Below are 15,061 nucleotides of genomic sequence, written 5' to 3'. Positions count from 1 at the left end.
AGGATGCAGCGGCCCACAACTCACGGAAACCGCTATGAAAATCGCTCAAGAAATCCGGGCCGGCAACGTCATCATGCAGGGCAAGGACCCCATGGTCGTGCTCAAGACCGAATACAGCCGCGGTGGCCGCAACGCCGCCACCGTGCGCATGAAGATGAAGAACCTGCTCAACGGTTCGGGCGCCGAAGTCGTCTTCAAGGCCGACGACAAGATGGACCAGATCGTGCTGGACAAGAAGGAGTGCACCTACACCTACTTCGCCGATCCGATGTACGTCTTCATGGACGCCGAGTACAATCAGTTCGAGGTGGAAGCCGAGAACATGGGCGACGCCATCAGCTACCTCGAGGACAACATGTCGGTGGAAGTGGTGTTCTACGACGGCAAGGCCATCAGCGTCGAACTGCCCACCACCGTGGTGCGCGTGATCGAGACCGAGCCGGCCGTCAAGGGCGACACCTCGGGCAAGGTGATGAAGCCCGGCCGCCTGGTGGGCACCGGCTTCGAGATCAGCGTGCCGCTGTTCGTCGAAAACGGCGACAAGATCGAAATCGACACCCGCACGCACGAGTACAAGAAGCGCGTCTGAAGCACGCCACTGCCCCAGTGCCTCCAGGCTTGGCCTGAAGGCGCTGCGGCGACACCGGGCACCCTGCGGGGTGCCTTTTTCATTGCGCCATCATCCGCACCCATGAGCGATCGAACGCCCGTCCCGCCGCGCCCGGCCACCGGTTTCGATTTCGAGGCCGGCGTCACCGCGCCCTTCCGCATGCAGCCCGGCCTGCGCAAGCTGCAGTCTGGCGCGGCGCAGCTGACCCCGCTGCAGCCGGGCTCGCGCCACCAGCGCGAGAAGCTGGCCGTGCTGACGGCCTTCTGGGCGCAGGCACTGGGCCAGGTGGAAGGTTTCGACCCTGCACCGGCGCTGCATGTGCTCTACGCCCACGCCGCGGCCGAACATCCCGGCGCCTGGGCCTGGGACGGCGCCACCGCCGACGCGCTGTGGCTGGCCACCGCCGTGGGCCCGCAGGGCGAGGTGCTGCAACGCCAGCAGGGCCGTTTCGGCCTGGGCGACGAGGTCGCGCGCTGCCTGCAAGGCCTGCCGCCAGCCTGGCGCCAGGCCGGACTGGCCTGCCTGGCCTTTGCAGAGGATTTCGCCATCGTCGACGGCGCCACCGGCACCATCCCCTGGCTGGCCGTGGCCCTGCCCAGCCACTGGGCGCCGGAAGACAAGCTCGGCCGACACTTCAGCGAGGTGCACGCGCCGGTGGCCGACAACGCGGTGCTGCTGAAGGCCACCGAAGGCCTGCTGAAGATCATCACGGGCCCGGATCGTTACGAGCGCTTCGTCTGGAACGTCAGCGACCACCCGCGCCTGCACGCCCACCCGGCGCGCGTGGACCCGCAGCGCTGGCAGCACACGGCGGTGGCGCAGGCCTGGTTCCGCAGCGAGCGCCAGACCTTCATCCCGCTGCCGGCGCAGCGGCAGGCCGTCTTCACCATCCACGTGGAGGTGCGACCCTTGGCGCAGGCCTTGCACGCGCCGGTCGAGGCGCAGGCCCTGCATGCCGCCGTGCAGAGCATGAGCGCGCCGGTGCTGGCCTACCGCAGCCTGGCCGGTGTGCGCGAACCGCTGCTGGCCTGGCTGGCCGAGCGCGCGGCGGCCAGCCCTACGGCGGCGGCCTGAGCCAGGCCCGGCCTGCGCGCGTGAAGACCGCCCCGATCGAGGCCGCCGAGGTCGACTTCGGCAGCCACGCCGCCGCCGTGCCGCGCTCGCCGCTGTACGACGACATCTACCACCCCCAGGCCGGTGCGCTGCAGCAGGCGCGCCACGTCTTCCAGCAGGGCAACGGCCTGCCCGGCCGCTGGGCCGGGCGCGCGCAGTTCGTGGTGCTGGAAAGCGGCTTCGGCCTGGGGCACAACTTCCTGGCCACCTGGCAGGCCTGGCGCGAAGACCCGCAGCGCTGCGAGCGGCTGTTCTTCGTGTCCATCGAAAAGCACCCGCTCAGCGCCGCCGACCTGGCGCGCGTGCACGCGCACAGCGACCTGCCCGAGCTGGCCGCGCAGCTGCTGGCCGCCTGGCCGCCGCTGGTGCCCAACCTGCACCGCCGGGCCTTCGAGGGCGGGCGTGTGCAGCTGCTGCTGGCCTTCGGCGACATCGGCCAGGTGCTGCCGGCGCTGCGGCTGCAGGCCGACGCCCTCTACCTCGACGGCTTCGCCCCGGCGCGCAACCCCGCGATGTGGGAGCCCAGGGTGATGAAGGCGCTGGCCGCCCACGCCGCGCCCGGGGCCACCGCCGCCACCTGGAGCGCCGCCAGCGCCCTGCGGGAACACCTGGCCAGCGCCGGCTTCGTGCCCCGCCTGGCCGCGGGCACCGGCGGCAAGCGCGACATCACGCTGGCCGACTACGCGCCCCGCCACACGCTCCACCGCCCGCCGGCCTGCGCGGTGGCCGGCCGCCGCGCGGTGGTGGTGGGTGCGGGCCTGGCCGGCGCGGCCACGGCGCAGGCGCTGGCCCAGGCCGGCTGGCAGGTGACGGTGCTGGAGCGCCACGCCGCCCCGGCGCAAGAGGCCTCGGGCAACCCGGGTGGCCTCTTCCACGGCACCGTCAACGCCGACGACGGGCCGTACGCGCGCCTGTTCCGCGCCGCCGCGCTGCAGGCCCACGCCACGCACGCGGAGGCCGTGGCGCAAGGCGTGCCCGGCGCGGCCCAGGGCCTGCTGCGGCTGGACGCGCGCGCGGGCGGCCTGCCCGCGCTGCAGGCGATGCTGCAGCGCACCGGTCTGCCCCCCGGCTACGTGGACGTGCTGTCGGCCGATGCTGCCAGCGCAATGGCCGGCTTGCCCCTGCCGGCCCCGGCCTGGCACTACCCGGCGGGCGGCTGGGTGGCGCCCGCGGCCTGGGTGCAGTGGGCGCTGGCCAGTCCGCGCATCACGCTGCGCACGGGCGTGCCAGTGCACGCCCTGCGACGTGCGCCAGCATCACCGGCCGCGTGGCAGTTGCTGGATGACCAAGGCCAGTTGCTGGCCGAGGCCGATGCCGTGGTGCTGTGCAACGCCGCGCAGGCCCAGGGCCTGCTGGCCCCGCTGGGCCACCCCCCCTGGCCGCTGCGGCACACCCGCGGGCAGGTCACGCAGTTCGCTGCGGCGCACACGCTGCGGCTGCCGGTGGCCGGTGACGGTTACGCCATCCCCCTGCCCGGTGCGGTGCTGTGCGGCGCCACGCGCGAAGCCGGCGAGCCCGGTGCGCCCACACTGCGTGACGAAGACCACCACCACAACCTGGAACGCCTGCAGCGCCTGACCGGCCTGCAGCCCGCGCCCGGCGCGCCGCTGTCAGGCCGCACCGGCTGGCGCCTGCACACCGACGACCGCCTGCCGATCTGCGGCGCGCTGCCCGCCCTGCAGATGCCGGCCGGCCAGCGCCTCGATCAAGCCCGGCTGCTGCCGCGCGAGCCCGGGCTCTTCGTGCTCACGGCCCTGGGCGCACGCGGGCTCACGCTGGCGCCGCTGCTGGCGCAGTTGGTCGCCGCACAAGCCAGTGGCGCGCCGTGGCCGCTGGAACAAGACTTGGTGGATGCCATCGACCCGGGCCGTTGGCGCGTGCGCGCGGCACGGCAGGCCACGGGCCTGCCGGCCGACGCCGGCTGAGCCCGGCCGGGGGGCCGTCAGGCCGGGTTGGCCGGGCCGGCAGCCTCGTTGCCTTCACCGCCTTCGTCGTCCGCCTCGGGCTCGTCGGCCATCGGCGGCAGGCCCGCAGCCTTGCGGGCGGCCTTTTCCTTCTCCTTCTCTTCTTTCTTTTTCTTCTTGGCCAGCTCGCGCTGGCGCTTCTCGAAGGAATAGTTGGGTTTGGCCAAAGCGGGTCCTTGGATGGGGGCGAAAAGTGCCCCGATTAGAACACCAGCGTCTGCACGCCGGCGGGGGTGCCCAGCAGGCACAGGCTGGCGCGGTGGCGCGCGAAGATGCCGCAAGTCACGACACCGGGCCACTGGCTGATCTCGGCCTCCATCGCCAGCGGGTCGGTGATCTGCAGGCCGCGCACGTCGAGCAGCGGGTGGCCGTTGTCGGTGAGCAGCGGCTGGCCGTCGGCCTTCAGGCGCAGCGTGGCGCTGCCACCCAGCGCCGCGAAACGCCGCACCAGCCGCGGCGCGGCCATCGCGATCACCTCCACCGGCAAGGGGAAGCCGCCCAGCACCGCCACCTGCTTGCTGGCGTCGGCGATGCACACGAAACGCTCCGCCAGGTCGGCCACGATCTTCTCGCGCGTGAGCGCCGCGCCGCCGCCCTTGACCATGTGGCCGCGACCGTCGATCTCGTCGGCGCCGTCGATGTACACGGGCAGTTGCGTCACCTCGGCCGCGTCGAGCACGCGGATGCCGTGGGCCAGCAGGCGCGCGGTGCTGGCATCGCTGCTGCTCACGGCGCCGGCGATGCGGTCTTTCATGCCGGCCAGAGCGTCGATGAAGTGGTTGACGGTGCTGCCCGTGCCCACGCCCACCAGTTCGCCGGGCACCACGTGCGCCAGCGCCGCCTGCCCGACCAGGGCCTTGAGTTCGTCTTGTGTCATGGCGGCGGATTATCGCGACGGCTGAGAGAATCCCGCCCCATGTCGCTGCTGCCCTACGCCCTCACCCGCCCCTTCCTTTTCGGCCTGGACCCGGAAGCCGCCCACGATCTCACCCTGGGCAGCATCGCCAAGCTGCAGAACACACCGGCGATGTGCCTGTGGCAACAGCAGCGCGTGGACGACCCCGTCACCGTGGCGGGCCTGCGCTTCCCCAACCGCGTGGGCCTGGCCGCCGGGCTGGACAAGAACGGCCGCTGCATCGACGGCCTGGGCGCGATGGGCTTCGGCTTCATCGAGGTGGGCACGGTCACGCCGCTGGGCCAGCCGGGCAACCCCAAGCCGCGCATGTTCCGCTTGCCGGCGCGCGACGCGCTGATCAACCGCCTGGGCTTCAACAACGAAGGCCTGCAGAGCTTCATCGCCAACGTGCAGCGCGCGCGCAGCTTCCGCGATGCCGGTGGTTTGCTGGGCCTGAACATCGGCAAGAACGCGGCCACGCCCATCGAGCGTGCGGTGGACGACTACCTGCTCGGCCTGGACGGCGTCTATGCCCACGCCGACTACGTGACGGTGAACATCAGCAGCCCCAACACCAAGAACCTGCGCGCATTGCAAAGCGACGAGGCGCTGGACGCGCTGCTTTCGGCGCTGCAGGCGCGGCGCGAGCAGCTCTCGCAGCAGCACGGGCGCCGGGTGCCGATGTTCGTGAAGATCGCGCCCGATCTCGATGAAGCGCAGGTCGGCGTGATCGCCGCCACGCTGCAGAAGAACGGCATCGACGGCGTGATCGCCACCAACACCACGCTCTCGCGCGAGGCCGTGCAGGGCCTGCAGCACGCCGAGGAAACTGGCGGCCTGAGCGGCGCGCCGGTGCTGGCCGCGAGCAACCGCGTCATCGCGCAGTTGCGCGCAGCGCTGGGCGCGGGCTACCCCATCATCGGCGTGGGCGGTGTGATGAGCGGGGCCGATGCGCGCAGCAAGCTGCAGGCGGGGGCCGACCTTGTGCAGATCTACACCGGGCTGATCTACCGCGGGCCGGAACTCGTGCGTGAGGCCGCGCTGGCACTGAAGCAGCGCTGAGCGCGCTCAATCCCCCAGCACGATGCCCTCGCGCCGCGGATCCGCGGCGCCGAACCAGCCGCCACCTGGGCGGCGCTGCACGGCCTGCAGGCCGCTGGTGAGTTCGGTCTCCTGCACGTTGTGGCCACGCTCGCGCAGCGCCTGCACCGTGGCGGCCGGGAAACGCCCCTTCTCCAGCCACACCGGCCCGCCGGTGCTGCCGAAGTGCGGCAGGTCGATGGCGCGTTGCGCGTCCAGGCCCCAGGCCAGCGTGCCCAGCAGCGTGCGGCCGGTGAAGTGGATGATGAAGCTGCCGCCGGGCGAGCCGACAGTCATCAACAGTTGACCGGTCTTGGCATCGAAGACCAGCGTCGGGCTCATGCTGGAGCGCGGGCGCTTGCCGGGCTGGATGCGGTTGGCCACCGGGCGGCCCTGGGCGTCGGTGGGGGCCAGCGCGAAATCGGTCATGTGGTTGTTCAGCAGGAAACCGCCGGCAAGGCCGGTGCCGCCGTCGCTCATCACCCGCGCGCCGAAGGCCGATTCGACGCTGCCGGTCAGCGCCACCGCGCGGCCCTGTGCGTCCACCACACTGACGTGGCTGGTGCCGTGCGAAGGTTGATCGGCCATCGGCCCCAGCGCCAGCGGCGCCACGCCGGCGGGGCGGCCGGCCTCCACCTGCGGCGCGCGCTGGGGGCCGATGAGCGCCGCGCGCTGCGCGAGGTAGGCCGGGCTCAGCAGCGTGGCCCAGTCGCCGCCGGGTGCGGTGGCAAAGGCCGGGTCGGCGACATACAGCGCCCGGTCGGCGTAGGCCAGGCGCGTGGCCTCGATGTAGCGGTGCAGCCAATCCACGTCAGGCACGGCCTGGCCCGGCGGGCCCTGCAAACGCGCGGGCGGGCCGGCTTCCATCATGCCCAGCACCTGCAGCATGGCCAGGTGGCCCGATGAGGGCGGCGGGAAGCCGCAGACGCGGTAGACCTCGCGCCACAGCGTGCACAGCGGCTCGCGCTGCAGCGGCTTGTAGCCGGCCAGGTCGTCAGCGCTCAGCGTGCCGGGCACGCTGTGGGTGTTGACGCGCGCCAGCACGTCGGCCGCCACCGGCCCCGTGTGCAGGCCGGCGCTGCCCTGCGCGGCGATGGCGCGCAGCACGCGGCCCAGCGCCGGGTTGCGCAGCACATGGCCGATGGGCAAGGCGTTGCCGTCGGCGCCGTAGTAGTGGGCGCGGGCGATGGGATCACGCCGCAGCAGGCGGTCGGCCTGCAGCAGCGTGTGCAGGCGCGGGCTGATGGCAAAGCCGCCTTCGGCCAGGCGGATGGCGGGCGCCATCAGCCGCGCCCAGGGCAGCCGGCCGTGCTGGCGGTGCGCGGCCTCCAGCATCTTCACCACGCCGGGCACGGCCACGGCGCGGCCGCCGAACACGGCGCTGGCATAGGGCAAGGGCTGTCCGTCGGGCCCGACAAACATCCGCTCGGTGGCGCCGGCCGGCGCGGTTTCGCGGCCGTCCCAGGCTTCGGTGCGCTGGCCGTCGAAGTGCATCAGCAAGGCGCCGCCGCCGATGCCGCTGCTCTGCGGCTCCACCAGCGTCAGCACCATCTGCACGGCCACAGCGGCATCCAGCGCCGAACCGCCGGCGCGCAGGATCTCGTGGCCCGCTTCGGTGGCCAGCGGGTTGGCCGCGGCCACCATCTGGCGCTGCGCGGTCCAGCCGGGTTTGTCGACCCAGCCCGAGGGGCGCTCGGGCTGGGCGGCGGGAAAGGCTTCCGAAGCGGCGGCGGCGGGTGCGGCCGCCACCATGGCAGGCGCGTGAACAACAGGCGCGACGGCCGCGACAGGCGCGACCGGCGGCTGCGCACAGCCCGCCAGCGCCAGCAGCAGCGCCGCCAGTGCGGCCCGCGCCGCGCGCTGCCTCACTGCAGCGGCACGCCGGTCTTGGCCTGCAGCTCTTCGCGCGTCACGCCCGGGGCCAGTTCCACCACCTTCAGGCCGGCCGGGGTGACGTCCATCACCGCCAGGTCGGTGATGATGCGGTTGACCACGCCCACGCCCGTCAGCGGCAGCGTGCACTGCGGCAGGATCTTCAGCTCGAAGCCCGAGCCGTCTTTCTTGCGCGCCACGTGCTCCATCAGCACGATCACGCGCTTCACGCCGGCCACCAGGTCCATGGCGCCGCCCATGCCCTTGACCATCTTGCCGGGGATCATCCAATTCGCCAGGTCGCCCTGCTCGCTGACCTGCATGGCGCCCAGGATGCTGAGGTTGATCTTGCCGCCACGGATCATCGCGAAGCTGTCGTGGCTGCCGAAGATGCTGCTGCCGGGGATGGTGGTGACGGTCTGCTTGCCGGCGTTGATGAGGTCGGGGTCGACCTCGTCTTCGGTCGGGAAGGGGCCGATGCCGAGCATGCCGTTTTCGCTCTGCAGCCACACCTCGATGGCCGGGTTCACGAAGTTGGCCACCAGCGTGGGCAGGCCGATGCCGAGGTTGACGTAGAAGCCGTCTTCCAGCTCATGGGCCGCGCGGGCGGCCATTTGGTCGTGGGTCCAGGGCATGGTCAGACTCCGCTCTTCTCGGTGATGGTGCGCTTCTCGATGTACTTCGGGCCGTCGGGCACGTGCACGATGCGGTGCACGTAGATGCCCGGCAGGTGGATCTCGTCGGGCTTCAGGCTGCCGGTGGGCACGAGCTCTTCCACCTCCACCACGGTGATCTTGCCGGCCATGGCCGCCGCGGGGTTGAAGTTGCGGGCGGTCAGGCGGAAGACGAGGTTGCCGGCGTGGTCGGCCTTCCAGGCGTGCACGAAGCTCACGTCGGGCACGAGCGAGCGCTCGAGGATGTAGGTCTGGCCGTCGAACTCGCGCGCCTCCTTGCCTTCGGCCACCAGCGTGCCGACCCCGGTGCGCGTGTAGAAGGCCGGGATGCCGGCGCCGCCGGCCCGCAGCTTCTCGGCCAGCGTGCCCTGGGGTGTGAACTCCAGTTCCAGCTCGCCAGCCAGGTACTGGCGCTCGAACTCCTTGTTCTCGCCGACGTAGCTGCTGATCATCTTCTTGATCTGGCGCGTCTGCAGCAGCTTGCCCAGGCCGTGGCCGTCGGTGCCGGCGTTGTTGCTGATGGCGGTGATGCCCTTGACGCCCGTGGCGCACAGCGCGTCGGTCAGCGTCTCGGGAATGCCGCACAGGCCGAAGCCACCCACGGCGATCAGCATGCCGTCGTGCACGATGCCGTCCAGGGCCGCGGCGGCGCTGGGGTAGATCTTGTTCATGCGCTCGTTTCCTTGGTTGCAGGGGGCCTCACGGGGCACCGCCACCGAGCGTACACCGGGGGCGCGACAAGGGCCGCTACGTACAATCGCCTAAGGCCTTCCCACCAGGGTGGGGCCCCGGTCTGCACGGAGTCCTTCACACCATGGCCAGCCCAGCCCCGCACGACCCGCACGCGTCCTTCGCCGACGTGGAAATGCTCACCAGCGCACTGGGCCACGTGTTCGCGCCCTGGGTGCGTGAACTCGACCTGCGCGTGATCGAAGCCCGCGCGGGCGAAGTGACGCTGGCCCTGCCCGTGACGCCCAAGCACGTGCACGAAGGCGGTGTGCTCTGCGGCCAGACCATGATGGCCGCCTGCGACACCGCCATGGTGCTGGCCGTGATGACCAAGCTCGGCGGCTTCAAGCCCATGACCACGGTGCAGCTGCAGACGAGCTTCCTGCGCCCCGTCTCGGGCGGCGGCGGCGCGGTGCGCGTGGTGGCACGGGTGCTGCGCATGGGCCGCAGCCTGGTCTTCGGCGAGATGCAGATCATCAGCGCCGCCGATGAGTTGGCCGCGCACGCCACCACCACCTACGCGCTGCTCTGAACACGGTGTCGGCCGTCGCCCCTGCAGCGCTGGACTACCGCGCCGCCTTCGAGCTGGCGCCCATCGGCCTGGTGCTGTCGCGCCAGCGGCTGATGATCGACTGCAACGCCGAGCTGCTGGCGATGTTCCGCGCCACGCGCGAGCAGCTCATCGGCCAGAGCTTCGAGATCCTCTACCCCACGCCCGACGAGTTCCACCGCACCGGGCAGCGCATCAGCGCGCAGCTCGATGCCCAGGGCCGCTACGCCGACGAACGCGTGATGAAGCGCCTGGGCTCGGCCGAAGGCGGCGGCGAGCTGTTCTGGTGCCACGTCAGCGGCCGTGCGCTGCAGCCCGGCGACCCCCACGCCGCCGGCATCTGGGCCTTCGAGGATCTCTCGGCCCGCCGCGTGCTGACGCTGGACTTGACGCCGCGCGAGCGCGAGATCGCCGCGCTGCTGATCGACGGGCTGACCAGCAAGCTCATCGGCAAGCGCCTGGCCATCAGCCCACGCACGGTGGACGTGTACCGCGCGCGGCTGATGCGCAAGACGGGCGCGGCCAGCACGCCCGACCTCGTGCACCGGCTGCTCTCGGGGCAGGCTTGACACCGCGCATGCACACCAACACCGCCGCCAAGGACTTCGACCCCGGCCGCCGCCGCACCGGCCTGCTGCTGGCCACCACCGCGCTGGCCGCGGGCAGCACCGGGCTGCTGGGCTGCGCCAGCGTGGCCACGCAACTGGGTCTGGCACCGCTGCTGCAGCGCCTGGGCCTGATGGATGCGCCGGCCCCGCCCATGAGCCCGGCGCAAGCGCAGGCCTTGCAAGCGCAGTACCTGCAAGGTGCACGCGCGCTGCTGGCCAACGACGTGGAAGGCGCCATCGCCGCCTGGCGGCGCTATGCCGCGCTGGCGCCCAGCACCTTGCCGCGCGCGCGCCAGGTGCGCGGCCACCTGACGCTGCTCGACCGAGAGGCCGCACGCCGCTTCGTGCAGCGGGCTGCGGCGTCAGAAGCCCAGCTGGGCGCCCTGCGCACCGACCGCCTGCACGTGGCCGTGCTGCCCTTCGACATCCGCGGCCCGGCGCCTGCGCCGGGCACTGCGCCTGCGCCCGCACCCGCCGCCAGCTTCAACCGCGCCGTGGTCTCGATGATCGCCGTCGACCTGGCGCGCGTGCCCGCCCTCACGGTGCTGGAGCGCGAGAAGATCGAACTGCTGGCGCAAGAGCTGCGCCTGTCGGCCAGCGATTTGGTAAACCCTGCCACCGCCGCGCGCCCGGGCCGGCTGCTGGGCGCGGGCACGCTGGTGGCCGGCTCGGTCTACAACGCGCCGGGCCCGGCCGGTCCAGGCTCGGGCCGCTACCGCATCAACAGTGCCACCACCGACGTGCCGCGGGGCCGCCTCATCGGCCAGACCGAGGCCGAGGGCCTGCAGGCCGAGTTCTTCGTGCTGCAGAAGCGCATCGTGCACGGCATCCTCGACCTGCTCGACATCCGCGACCGCCCCGCCGCGGTGGACACCGTGCACACGCGCAACTGGGAGGCCTACGCCCGCTTCGCGCGCGGGCTGCAGGCCCTGGCCGAGAACCGTTTCGCCGATGCGCGCGAGGCTTTCCTGGCCGCATTGAAACTCGACCCCGATTTCGCGCTCGCCGAAGAGCGTTTCCTCGCCACCCCCGAGCGGCCCGCCACCCTGCAAGACATCCAGGCCGAAGCGGCCCGGGCCACCGAGGCATCATCACGGCCATGATCACCGTCCACCATCTCGAAAACTCGCGCTCGCAGCGCCTGCTGTGGCTGCTGGAAGAACTGGGCCTGCCCTACACGGTGAAACGCTACGCGCGCGACCGCAAGACGCTGTTGGCACCGCCCGAGCTGAAGCAGGTGCACCCGCTGGGCAAGAGCCCCGTCATCACCGACGGCGACATCACGGTGGCCGAATCGGGCGCCATCATCGAGTACCTGCTCGACACCCACGGCGCCGGCCGCCTGCGCCCCGCCGCCGGCACCGCCGAGCGCCGGCAGTTCACCTACTGGCTGCACTTCGCCGAAGGCAGCGCCATGCCCTTCCTGCTGATGAAGCTGGTCTTCGACAAGGTGCGCAGCGCGCCGGTGCCCTTTTTCATCAAGCCCATCATGAAGGGCGTGGCCGACCAGGTGGGCCAGAGTTTCCTCATGCCCAACATCACGGGGCAGCTGGCTTTCATCGAAAGCACCCTCGCCGCGCAGCCCTGGTTCGCAGGGGCTGAATTCAGCGCCGCCGACGTGCAGATGAGCTACCCGCTGGAAGCCGCCGCCGAGCGCGTGGGCCTGGGGGCCAGCCACCCGCACATCACGGCCTGGCTGGAGCGCATCCACGCGCGGCCGGCCTACCAGCGCGCGCTGGTGCAGGGCGGGCCCTACAGCGCCGTGCCGGGCTGAAGCACAGCGGCGGGTTCAGCCGGCCGGCGCGAGCTCGCCGGCCAGGCGCCAGCTGTGCTGCAGCGCCTGCGGCCAGCGGCCGTGTTCGATGAGTTCATCGACGGCACGCGCCTCGTCACCACAAGCCAGGCCGTTGGCGGCGAGCCAAGCTTGATCGTGGTAGCTGTGGGCGTAGAGCTCGCCTCGGTCGCACAGCAGCGTGACGATGGCGCCCTGCTCGCCCGCGGCCCGCAGGGCCTGAGCGCAGGCCAGCGCGGCAATGAGGTTGGTGCCCGTGCTGCCGCCCACGCGCCGGCCCAGGCGCACGCTGAGCGCATGCATCGCGGCCAGGCTCCAGAGGTCGGGCACCTGCACCATCGCATCCAGCACGCCGGGTACGAAAGACGCCTCCACGCGTGGGCGGCCGATGCCTTCGATGCGCGAACCCTCGGCCCGCGTGAGCGTGGCGTCGCCGCTGAGGTAGTGGTCGAAGAACACGCTGCGCTCGGCATCGGCGCCGCACACGCGCGTGGCGTGCCTGCAGTGCTGCACGTAGCGGCCGATGGTGGCCAGCGTGCCGCCGGTGCCGGCGCTGGCCACGATCCAGGCCGGGCAAGCGTGCGGCTCGCGCCGCATCTGCGTGTAGATGCTCTCGGCGATGTTGTTGTTGGCGCGCCAGTCGGTGGCCCGTTCGGCGTAGGTGAACTGGTCCATGAAGTGGCCGCCGCGCTCCTGCGCCAGGCGCGCGCTTTCGCTGTAGATGGCACGCGGGTCGTCCACCAGGTGGCACTGGCCGCCGTGGAACTGGATGGCGGCGATCTTCTGCGGGCTGGTGTGCCGCGGCATCACGGCGATGAAGGGCAGGCCCAGCAGCCGCGCGAAGTAGGCCTCGCTCACGGCGGTGCTGCCGCTGCTGGCCTCCACCACGGTGCTGCCCGCGTGCAGCCAGCCGTTGCACAGCGCGAAGAGGAAGAGGCTGCGCGCCAGCCGGTGCTTCAGGCTGCCCGTGGGGTGGCTGCTCTCGTCCTTCAGGTACAGCGTGATGCCGGCGAAGCCGGGCAGCGACACGGGGATGAGGTGGGTGTCGGCCGAGCGCTGGTAGTCGGCCTCGATGCGGCGGATGGCCTCGTGCACCCAGGCACGGCGGGCGGGCAAAGGCATGGCGGCGGGCGTTCGGTCAGGCGAGCTTGGCGCGGAACCAGTCGGGCATGGGCGCCGACTTCTTGGCGGCGTAATCGGTCCACACGGTGCGCGCGCCGCCCTCGGCGTAGACCACGCCCGGCTCGTCGGTGCGCTCGATGGTGTGGTAAGTCTCGAAGCTGCTGCGGCCCGGGTTCGCCACGAACATCGTCACGCGGATGTCGCCCGGAAATGCGAGCTGGCGCAGGAAGTTGCAGAAGGCGTTGATGATGATCGGCCCCTGGCCGCTGAGGTCGGTGCTGCCGCCCTGGGCGAAGATCCAGTCGAGCCGGCAGACCTCCATGTACCGGAAGTACAAGGTGTTGTTGATGTGGCCCATGGCGTCCATGTCGCCCCAGCGCAGCGGCATCACCAGCTCGTGCACGAGCTTCTTCTCGGCAGGCAGTTCGAATCGCATGGGGCTCACTCCACGCCCAGCTCACGCGCCAGGCGCTGCACCAGGGCCTTGAGCTCGGCCACCTCGGCGGCCAGGCGCGTCTGCTCGGCACGCAGCGCCGAGAACTCCGCCGCGCCCACGCCGGCGCTGGCCATCTCGTCGGCCGCCGAGCGCGCCACGCTGCCGGCGGGCTGTGCCACTTCGCCGCACAGCAGCTGGGCCCAGCGCGCCTCGCGCTCGCCCGGCGCGCGGTTCAGCTTGATCGCCATGGGCTCGGGCTTGGCCGCCAGCTCTTCGAGGAAACCTTCCACCGACGAGATGTCGGCAAAACGGTGCAAGCGCTCGGTGTTCAAACGCAGCTCGGCCGCGGTCTGCGGGCCGCGCAGCATCAGCACGGCCAGCAGCGCCACGGCCGCGCCGGGCACCTGCAGCACGCGCGCCGCGTTGTGCTCGAACTTCACGACGCGGCTGCCGCTGCCTTCAAAGACCAGGCTCAGGCTCTTCAGGCCTTCGAGGGCCACCAGCACCTCGGCCTCGGTGGCCTCGATGACCGGGTTGCGTGCGGTCTTCTGGTTGCAACCGGCCACCAGCGCATTCAGGCTGAGCGGGTAGGTGTCAGGCACGGTGGCCTGCTTCTCCACCAGCACGCCCAGCACGCGGGCTTCGAGGGGTGAGAGGGTTCTCATGGCTGTTGATCAAGTTTCCCGCCGCGGAACCGGCTGGGCCGGGCCGCTGGCGGACGGCCCCCTCGGGGGGTAGCGAGCGTCAGCGAGCTTGGGGGCACCTTCAGAGGCCCTGGCCGTCGTCGGCGGAAATCACCGCGCCGTTGATGAAATGGCTCTCGTTGGCGCACAGCATCATCAGCAGCGCGTCCAGGTCCTGCGGCTGGCCCACGCGTTGGCGCGGGAAGCCCTTGACCATCTTCTGGCCGCCTTCGGTCTGCCAGACGTGGTGGTTGATCTCGGTGTCGATGTAGCCGGGGCAGATCGCATTGACGTTGATGCCGTGGCGGCCCCACTCCAGCGCCATCGCGCGCGTCATGTGCACCACGGCGGCCTTGCTCATGCAATACACGCCCAGCTGCGGCATGACCTGCAGCGCCGCCATCGAGGCCACGTTGACGATGCGCCCGCCCGTATAGACGCCCGGCGCCTGACCCTTGGCGCGCGCGATCATGCGCTTGGCCACGGCTTGTGCGACGAAAAACGCGCCACGCGTGTTGACGGCCATCACCTCGTCGTAGCTCTCGGGGGTGACATCGGTGAGCTTCTGCGTGCTGCCCACGCCGGAGTTGTTGACGAGGATGTCGATGCCGCCCATCTCGGTCTCGGCATGGGCCACGGCGGCGGCGATGCTGGTGGGGTCGGTGACGTCCAGGCCCACCACGTGCGCGTCGCCGCCCGCGGCCTCGATCTCGGCGCGGAGCGTCTTCAGCCGCTCCACGCGGCGCGCGGCCAGCACCACGCCCGCGCCGGCGGCGGCCAGGGTCTTGGCGAACTGCGCGCCCAGGCCGCTGGAAGCGCCGGTGACCAGGGCCACGCGGCCCGACAAATCGATCTGGTAAGCCATGCTCAGAAACCTTGGTTGACGCCCCTCTTCACGGGCTGCGTTCACGATAGCACGCAGCCCCCGAGGGG

17 protein-coding genes are annotated in these 15,061 nt (G+C 71.5%); 8 read left to right on the top strand and 9 right to left on the bottom strand.

Going from position 1 to position 15,061, the window contains the following annotated elements:
- The first annotated feature begins 34 nt into the window (after nucleotides 1–34).
- The 3 genes from efp (at nucleotide 35) to mnmC (ending at nucleotide 3,648) form a co-directional block, all read left to right on the top strand.
- Entirely contained in the window at nucleotides 35–589 is a 555-nt protein-coding gene (gene efp, locus EOE66_RS14415) for an elongation factor P (protein WP_128229421.1), read from the top strand.
- A gap of 102 nt (nucleotides 590–691) precedes the next feature.
- Complete coding sequence (locus EOE66_RS14410) at nucleotides 692–1,684, top strand: heme-dependent oxidative N-demethylase subunit alpha family protein (protein WP_128229420.1); 993 nt, start codon at nucleotides 692–694, stop codon at nucleotides 1,682–1,684.
- 20 nt (nucleotides 1,685–1,704) lie between these two features.
- Nucleotides 1,705–3,648, top strand: a complete 1,944-nt coding sequence (gene mnmC / locus EOE66_RS14405; RefSeq protein WP_128229419.1) for a bifunctional tRNA (5-methylaminomethyl-2-thiouridine)(34)-methyltransferase MnmC2/FAD-dependent 5-carboxymethylaminomethyl-2-thiouridine(34) oxidoreductase MnmC1 — start codon at nucleotides 1,705–1,707, stop codon at nucleotides 3,646–3,648.
- 17 nt (nucleotides 3,649–3,665) lie between these two features.
- On the opposite strand, the gene EOE66_RS14400 is transcribed toward mnmC, so the two are convergent.
- Together EOE66_RS14400 and rpiA are read right to left on the bottom strand one after the other, a co-directional pair.
- Nucleotides 3,666–3,854 (bottom strand): hypothetical protein, encoded by a 189-nt coding sequence (locus tag EOE66_RS14400; protein WP_128229418.1) that lies wholly within the window; start codon nucleotides 3,852–3,854, stop codon nucleotides 3,666–3,668.
- 35 nt (nucleotides 3,855–3,889) lie between these two features.
- On the bottom strand, nucleotides 3,890–4,564 hold the full coding sequence (rpiA, locus tag EOE66_RS14395; RefSeq protein ID WP_128229417.1) for a ribose-5-phosphate isomerase RpiA: 675 nt from the start codon (nucleotides 4,562–4,564) through the stop codon (nucleotides 3,890–3,892).
- A gap of 39 nt (nucleotides 4,565–4,603) precedes the next feature.
- On the opposite strand from rpiA, the gene EOE66_RS14390 reads away from it, so the two are divergent.
- Nucleotides 4,604–5,644, top strand: coding sequence for a quinone-dependent dihydroorotate dehydrogenase (locus EOE66_RS14390; RefSeq protein WP_128229416.1), 1,041 nt, complete (start codon nucleotides 4,604–4,606; stop codon nucleotides 5,642–5,644).
- Between the two features lie 6 nt (nucleotides 5,645–5,650).
- Here the strand turns inward: EOE66_RS14390 and EOE66_RS14385 are convergent, their stop codons facing one another.
- From EOE66_RS14385 to EOE66_RS14375, 3 genes are all read right to left on the bottom strand, one after another.
- A complete protein-coding gene (locus tag EOE66_RS14385) occupies nucleotides 5,651–7,414 on the bottom strand; it encodes a gamma-glutamyltransferase family protein (RefSeq protein WP_245479068.1) in 1,764 nt (587 codons plus the stop codon).
- Nucleotides 7,415–7,527: 113 nt separating this feature from the next.
- Entirely contained in the window at nucleotides 7,528–8,169 is a 642-nt protein-coding gene (locus EOE66_RS14380; protein ID WP_128229414.1) for a CoA transferase subunit B, read from the bottom strand.
- A gap of 2 nt (nucleotides 8,170–8,171) precedes the next feature.
- Nucleotides 8,172–8,879 carry a CoA transferase subunit A gene (locus tag EOE66_RS14375; protein WP_128229413.1) on the bottom strand — a complete coding sequence of 236 codons (708 nt, stop codon included), beginning with the start codon at nucleotides 8,877–8,879 and terminating at the stop codon, nucleotides 8,172–8,174.
- Between the two features lie 143 nt (nucleotides 8,880–9,022).
- Here EOE66_RS14375 and EOE66_RS14370 point away from each other — a divergent pair, with 143 nt between their 5' ends.
- From EOE66_RS14370 to EOE66_RS14355, 4 genes are read left to right on the top strand one after another with little or no spacing between them, the layout of a single operon-like run.
- Nucleotides 9,023–9,469 carry a PaaI family thioesterase gene (locus EOE66_RS14370; RefSeq protein WP_310733109.1) on the top strand — a complete coding sequence of 149 codons (447 nt, stop codon included), beginning with the start codon at nucleotides 9,023–9,025 and terminating at the stop codon, nucleotides 9,467–9,469.
- Nucleotides 9,470–9,474: 5 nt separating this feature from the next.
- Nucleotides 9,475–10,056 carry a PAS and helix-turn-helix domain-containing protein gene (locus EOE66_RS14365; protein ID WP_245479045.1) on the top strand — a complete coding sequence of 194 codons (582 nt, stop codon included), beginning with the start codon at nucleotides 9,475–9,477 and terminating at the stop codon, nucleotides 10,054–10,056.
- 8 nt (nucleotides 10,057–10,064) lie between these two features.
- Entirely contained in the window at nucleotides 10,065–11,198 is a 1,134-nt protein-coding gene (locus EOE66_RS14360) for a CsgG/HfaB family protein (RefSeq protein ID WP_128229412.1), read from the top strand.
- Nucleotides 11,195–11,869, top strand: coding sequence for a glutathione S-transferase (locus EOE66_RS14355; RefSeq protein WP_128229411.1), 675 nt, complete (start codon nucleotides 11,195–11,197; stop codon nucleotides 11,867–11,869). The genes EOE66_RS14360 and EOE66_RS14355 overlap by 4 nt, the downstream gene beginning before the upstream one ends.
- 15 nt (nucleotides 11,870–11,884) lie before the next feature.
- Here EOE66_RS14355 and EOE66_RS14350 read toward each other — a convergent pair whose 3' ends face one another.
- From EOE66_RS14350 to EOE66_RS14335, 4 genes are all read right to left on the bottom strand, one after another.
- Nucleotides 11,885–13,009, bottom strand: a complete 1,125-nt coding sequence (locus EOE66_RS14350) for a PLP-dependent cysteine synthase family protein (protein WP_128229410.1) — start codon at nucleotides 13,007–13,009, stop codon at nucleotides 11,885–11,887.
- Nucleotides 13,010–13,025: 16 nt separating this feature from the next.
- Nucleotides 13,026–13,445 (bottom strand): acyl-CoA thioesterase, encoded by a 420-nt coding sequence (locus EOE66_RS14345; protein ID WP_128229409.1) that lies wholly within the window; start codon nucleotides 13,443–13,445, stop codon nucleotides 13,026–13,028.
- Between the two features lie 5 nt (nucleotides 13,446–13,450).
- On the bottom strand, nucleotides 13,451–14,110 hold the full coding sequence (locus EOE66_RS14340) for a YceH family protein (RefSeq protein WP_128229408.1): 660 nt from the start codon (nucleotides 14,108–14,110) through the stop codon (nucleotides 13,451–13,453).
- Nucleotides 14,111–14,210: 100 nt separating this feature from the next.
- The gene (locus tag EOE66_RS14335) at nucleotides 14,211–14,993 is read right to left on the bottom strand and encodes an SDR family oxidoreductase (RefSeq protein ID WP_128229407.1); all 783 of its coding nucleotides are present in this window, start codon (nucleotides 14,991–14,993) and stop codon (nucleotides 14,211–14,213) included.
- Nucleotides 14,994–15,061: the final 68 nt, after the last annotated feature.

The sequence above is a fragment of the Rubrivivax rivuli genome (genome assembly GCF_004016505.1).
Taxonomy (GTDB): domain Bacteria; phylum Pseudomonadota; class Gammaproteobacteria; order Burkholderiales; family Burkholderiaceae_C; genus Rubrivivax; species Rubrivivax rivuli.
This window is presented reverse-complemented; position numbering and strand designations above follow the sequence as displayed.

Bases quoted from the DNA above. Each gene is read 5' to 3' on its own strand.
- EOE66_RS14385 (WP_245479068.1), bottom strand. From the start codon at position 7,414: ATGGTGGCGGCCGCACCCGCCGCCGCCGCTTCGGAAGCCTTTCCCGCC.
- EOE66_RS14335 (WP_128229407.1), bottom strand. From the start codon at position 14,993: ATGGCTTACCAGATCGATTTGTCGGGCCGCGTGGCCCTGGTCACCGGC.
- EOE66_RS14380 (WP_128229414.1), bottom strand. From the start codon at position 8,169: ATGCCCTGGACCCACGACCAAATGGCCGCCCGCGCGGCCCATGAGCTG.
- EOE66_RS14370 (WP_310733109.1), top strand. From the start codon at position 9,023: ATGGCCAGCCCAGCCCCGCACGACCCGCACGCGTCCTTCGCCGACGTG.
- EOE66_RS14390 (WP_128229416.1), top strand. From the start codon at position 4,604: ATGTCGCTGCTGCCCTACGCCCTCACCCGCCCCTTCCTTTTCGGCCTG.
- EOE66_RS14360 (WP_128229412.1), top strand. From the start codon at position 10,065: ATGCACACCAACACCGCCGCCAAGGACTTCGACCCCGGCCGCCGCCGC.
- efp (WP_128229421.1), top strand. From the start codon at position 35: ATGAAAATCGCTCAAGAAATCCGGGCCGGCAACGTCATCATGCAGGGC.
- EOE66_RS14375 (WP_128229413.1), bottom strand. From the start codon at position 8,879: ATGAACAAGATCTACCCCAGCGCCGCCGCGGCCCTGGACGGCATCGTG.
- rpiA (WP_128229417.1), bottom strand. From the start codon at position 4,564: ATGACACAAGACGAACTCAAGGCCCTGGTCGGGCAGGCGGCGCTGGCG.
- EOE66_RS14340 (WP_128229408.1), bottom strand. From the start codon at position 14,110: ATGAGAACCCTCTCACCCCTCGAAGCCCGCGTGCTGGGCGTGCTGGTG.
- EOE66_RS14350 (WP_128229410.1), bottom strand. From the start codon at position 13,009: ATGCCTTTGCCCGCCCGCCGTGCCTGGGTGCACGAGGCCATCCGCCGC.
- EOE66_RS14410 (WP_128229420.1), top strand. From the start codon at position 692: ATGAGCGATCGAACGCCCGTCCCGCCGCGCCCGGCCACCGGTTTCGAT.
- EOE66_RS14355 (WP_128229411.1), top strand. From the start codon at position 11,195: ATGATCACCGTCCACCATCTCGAAAACTCGCGCTCGCAGCGCCTGCTG.
- EOE66_RS14345 (WP_128229409.1), bottom strand. From the start codon at position 13,445: ATGCGATTCGAACTGCCTGCCGAGAAGAAGCTCGTGCACGAGCTGGTG.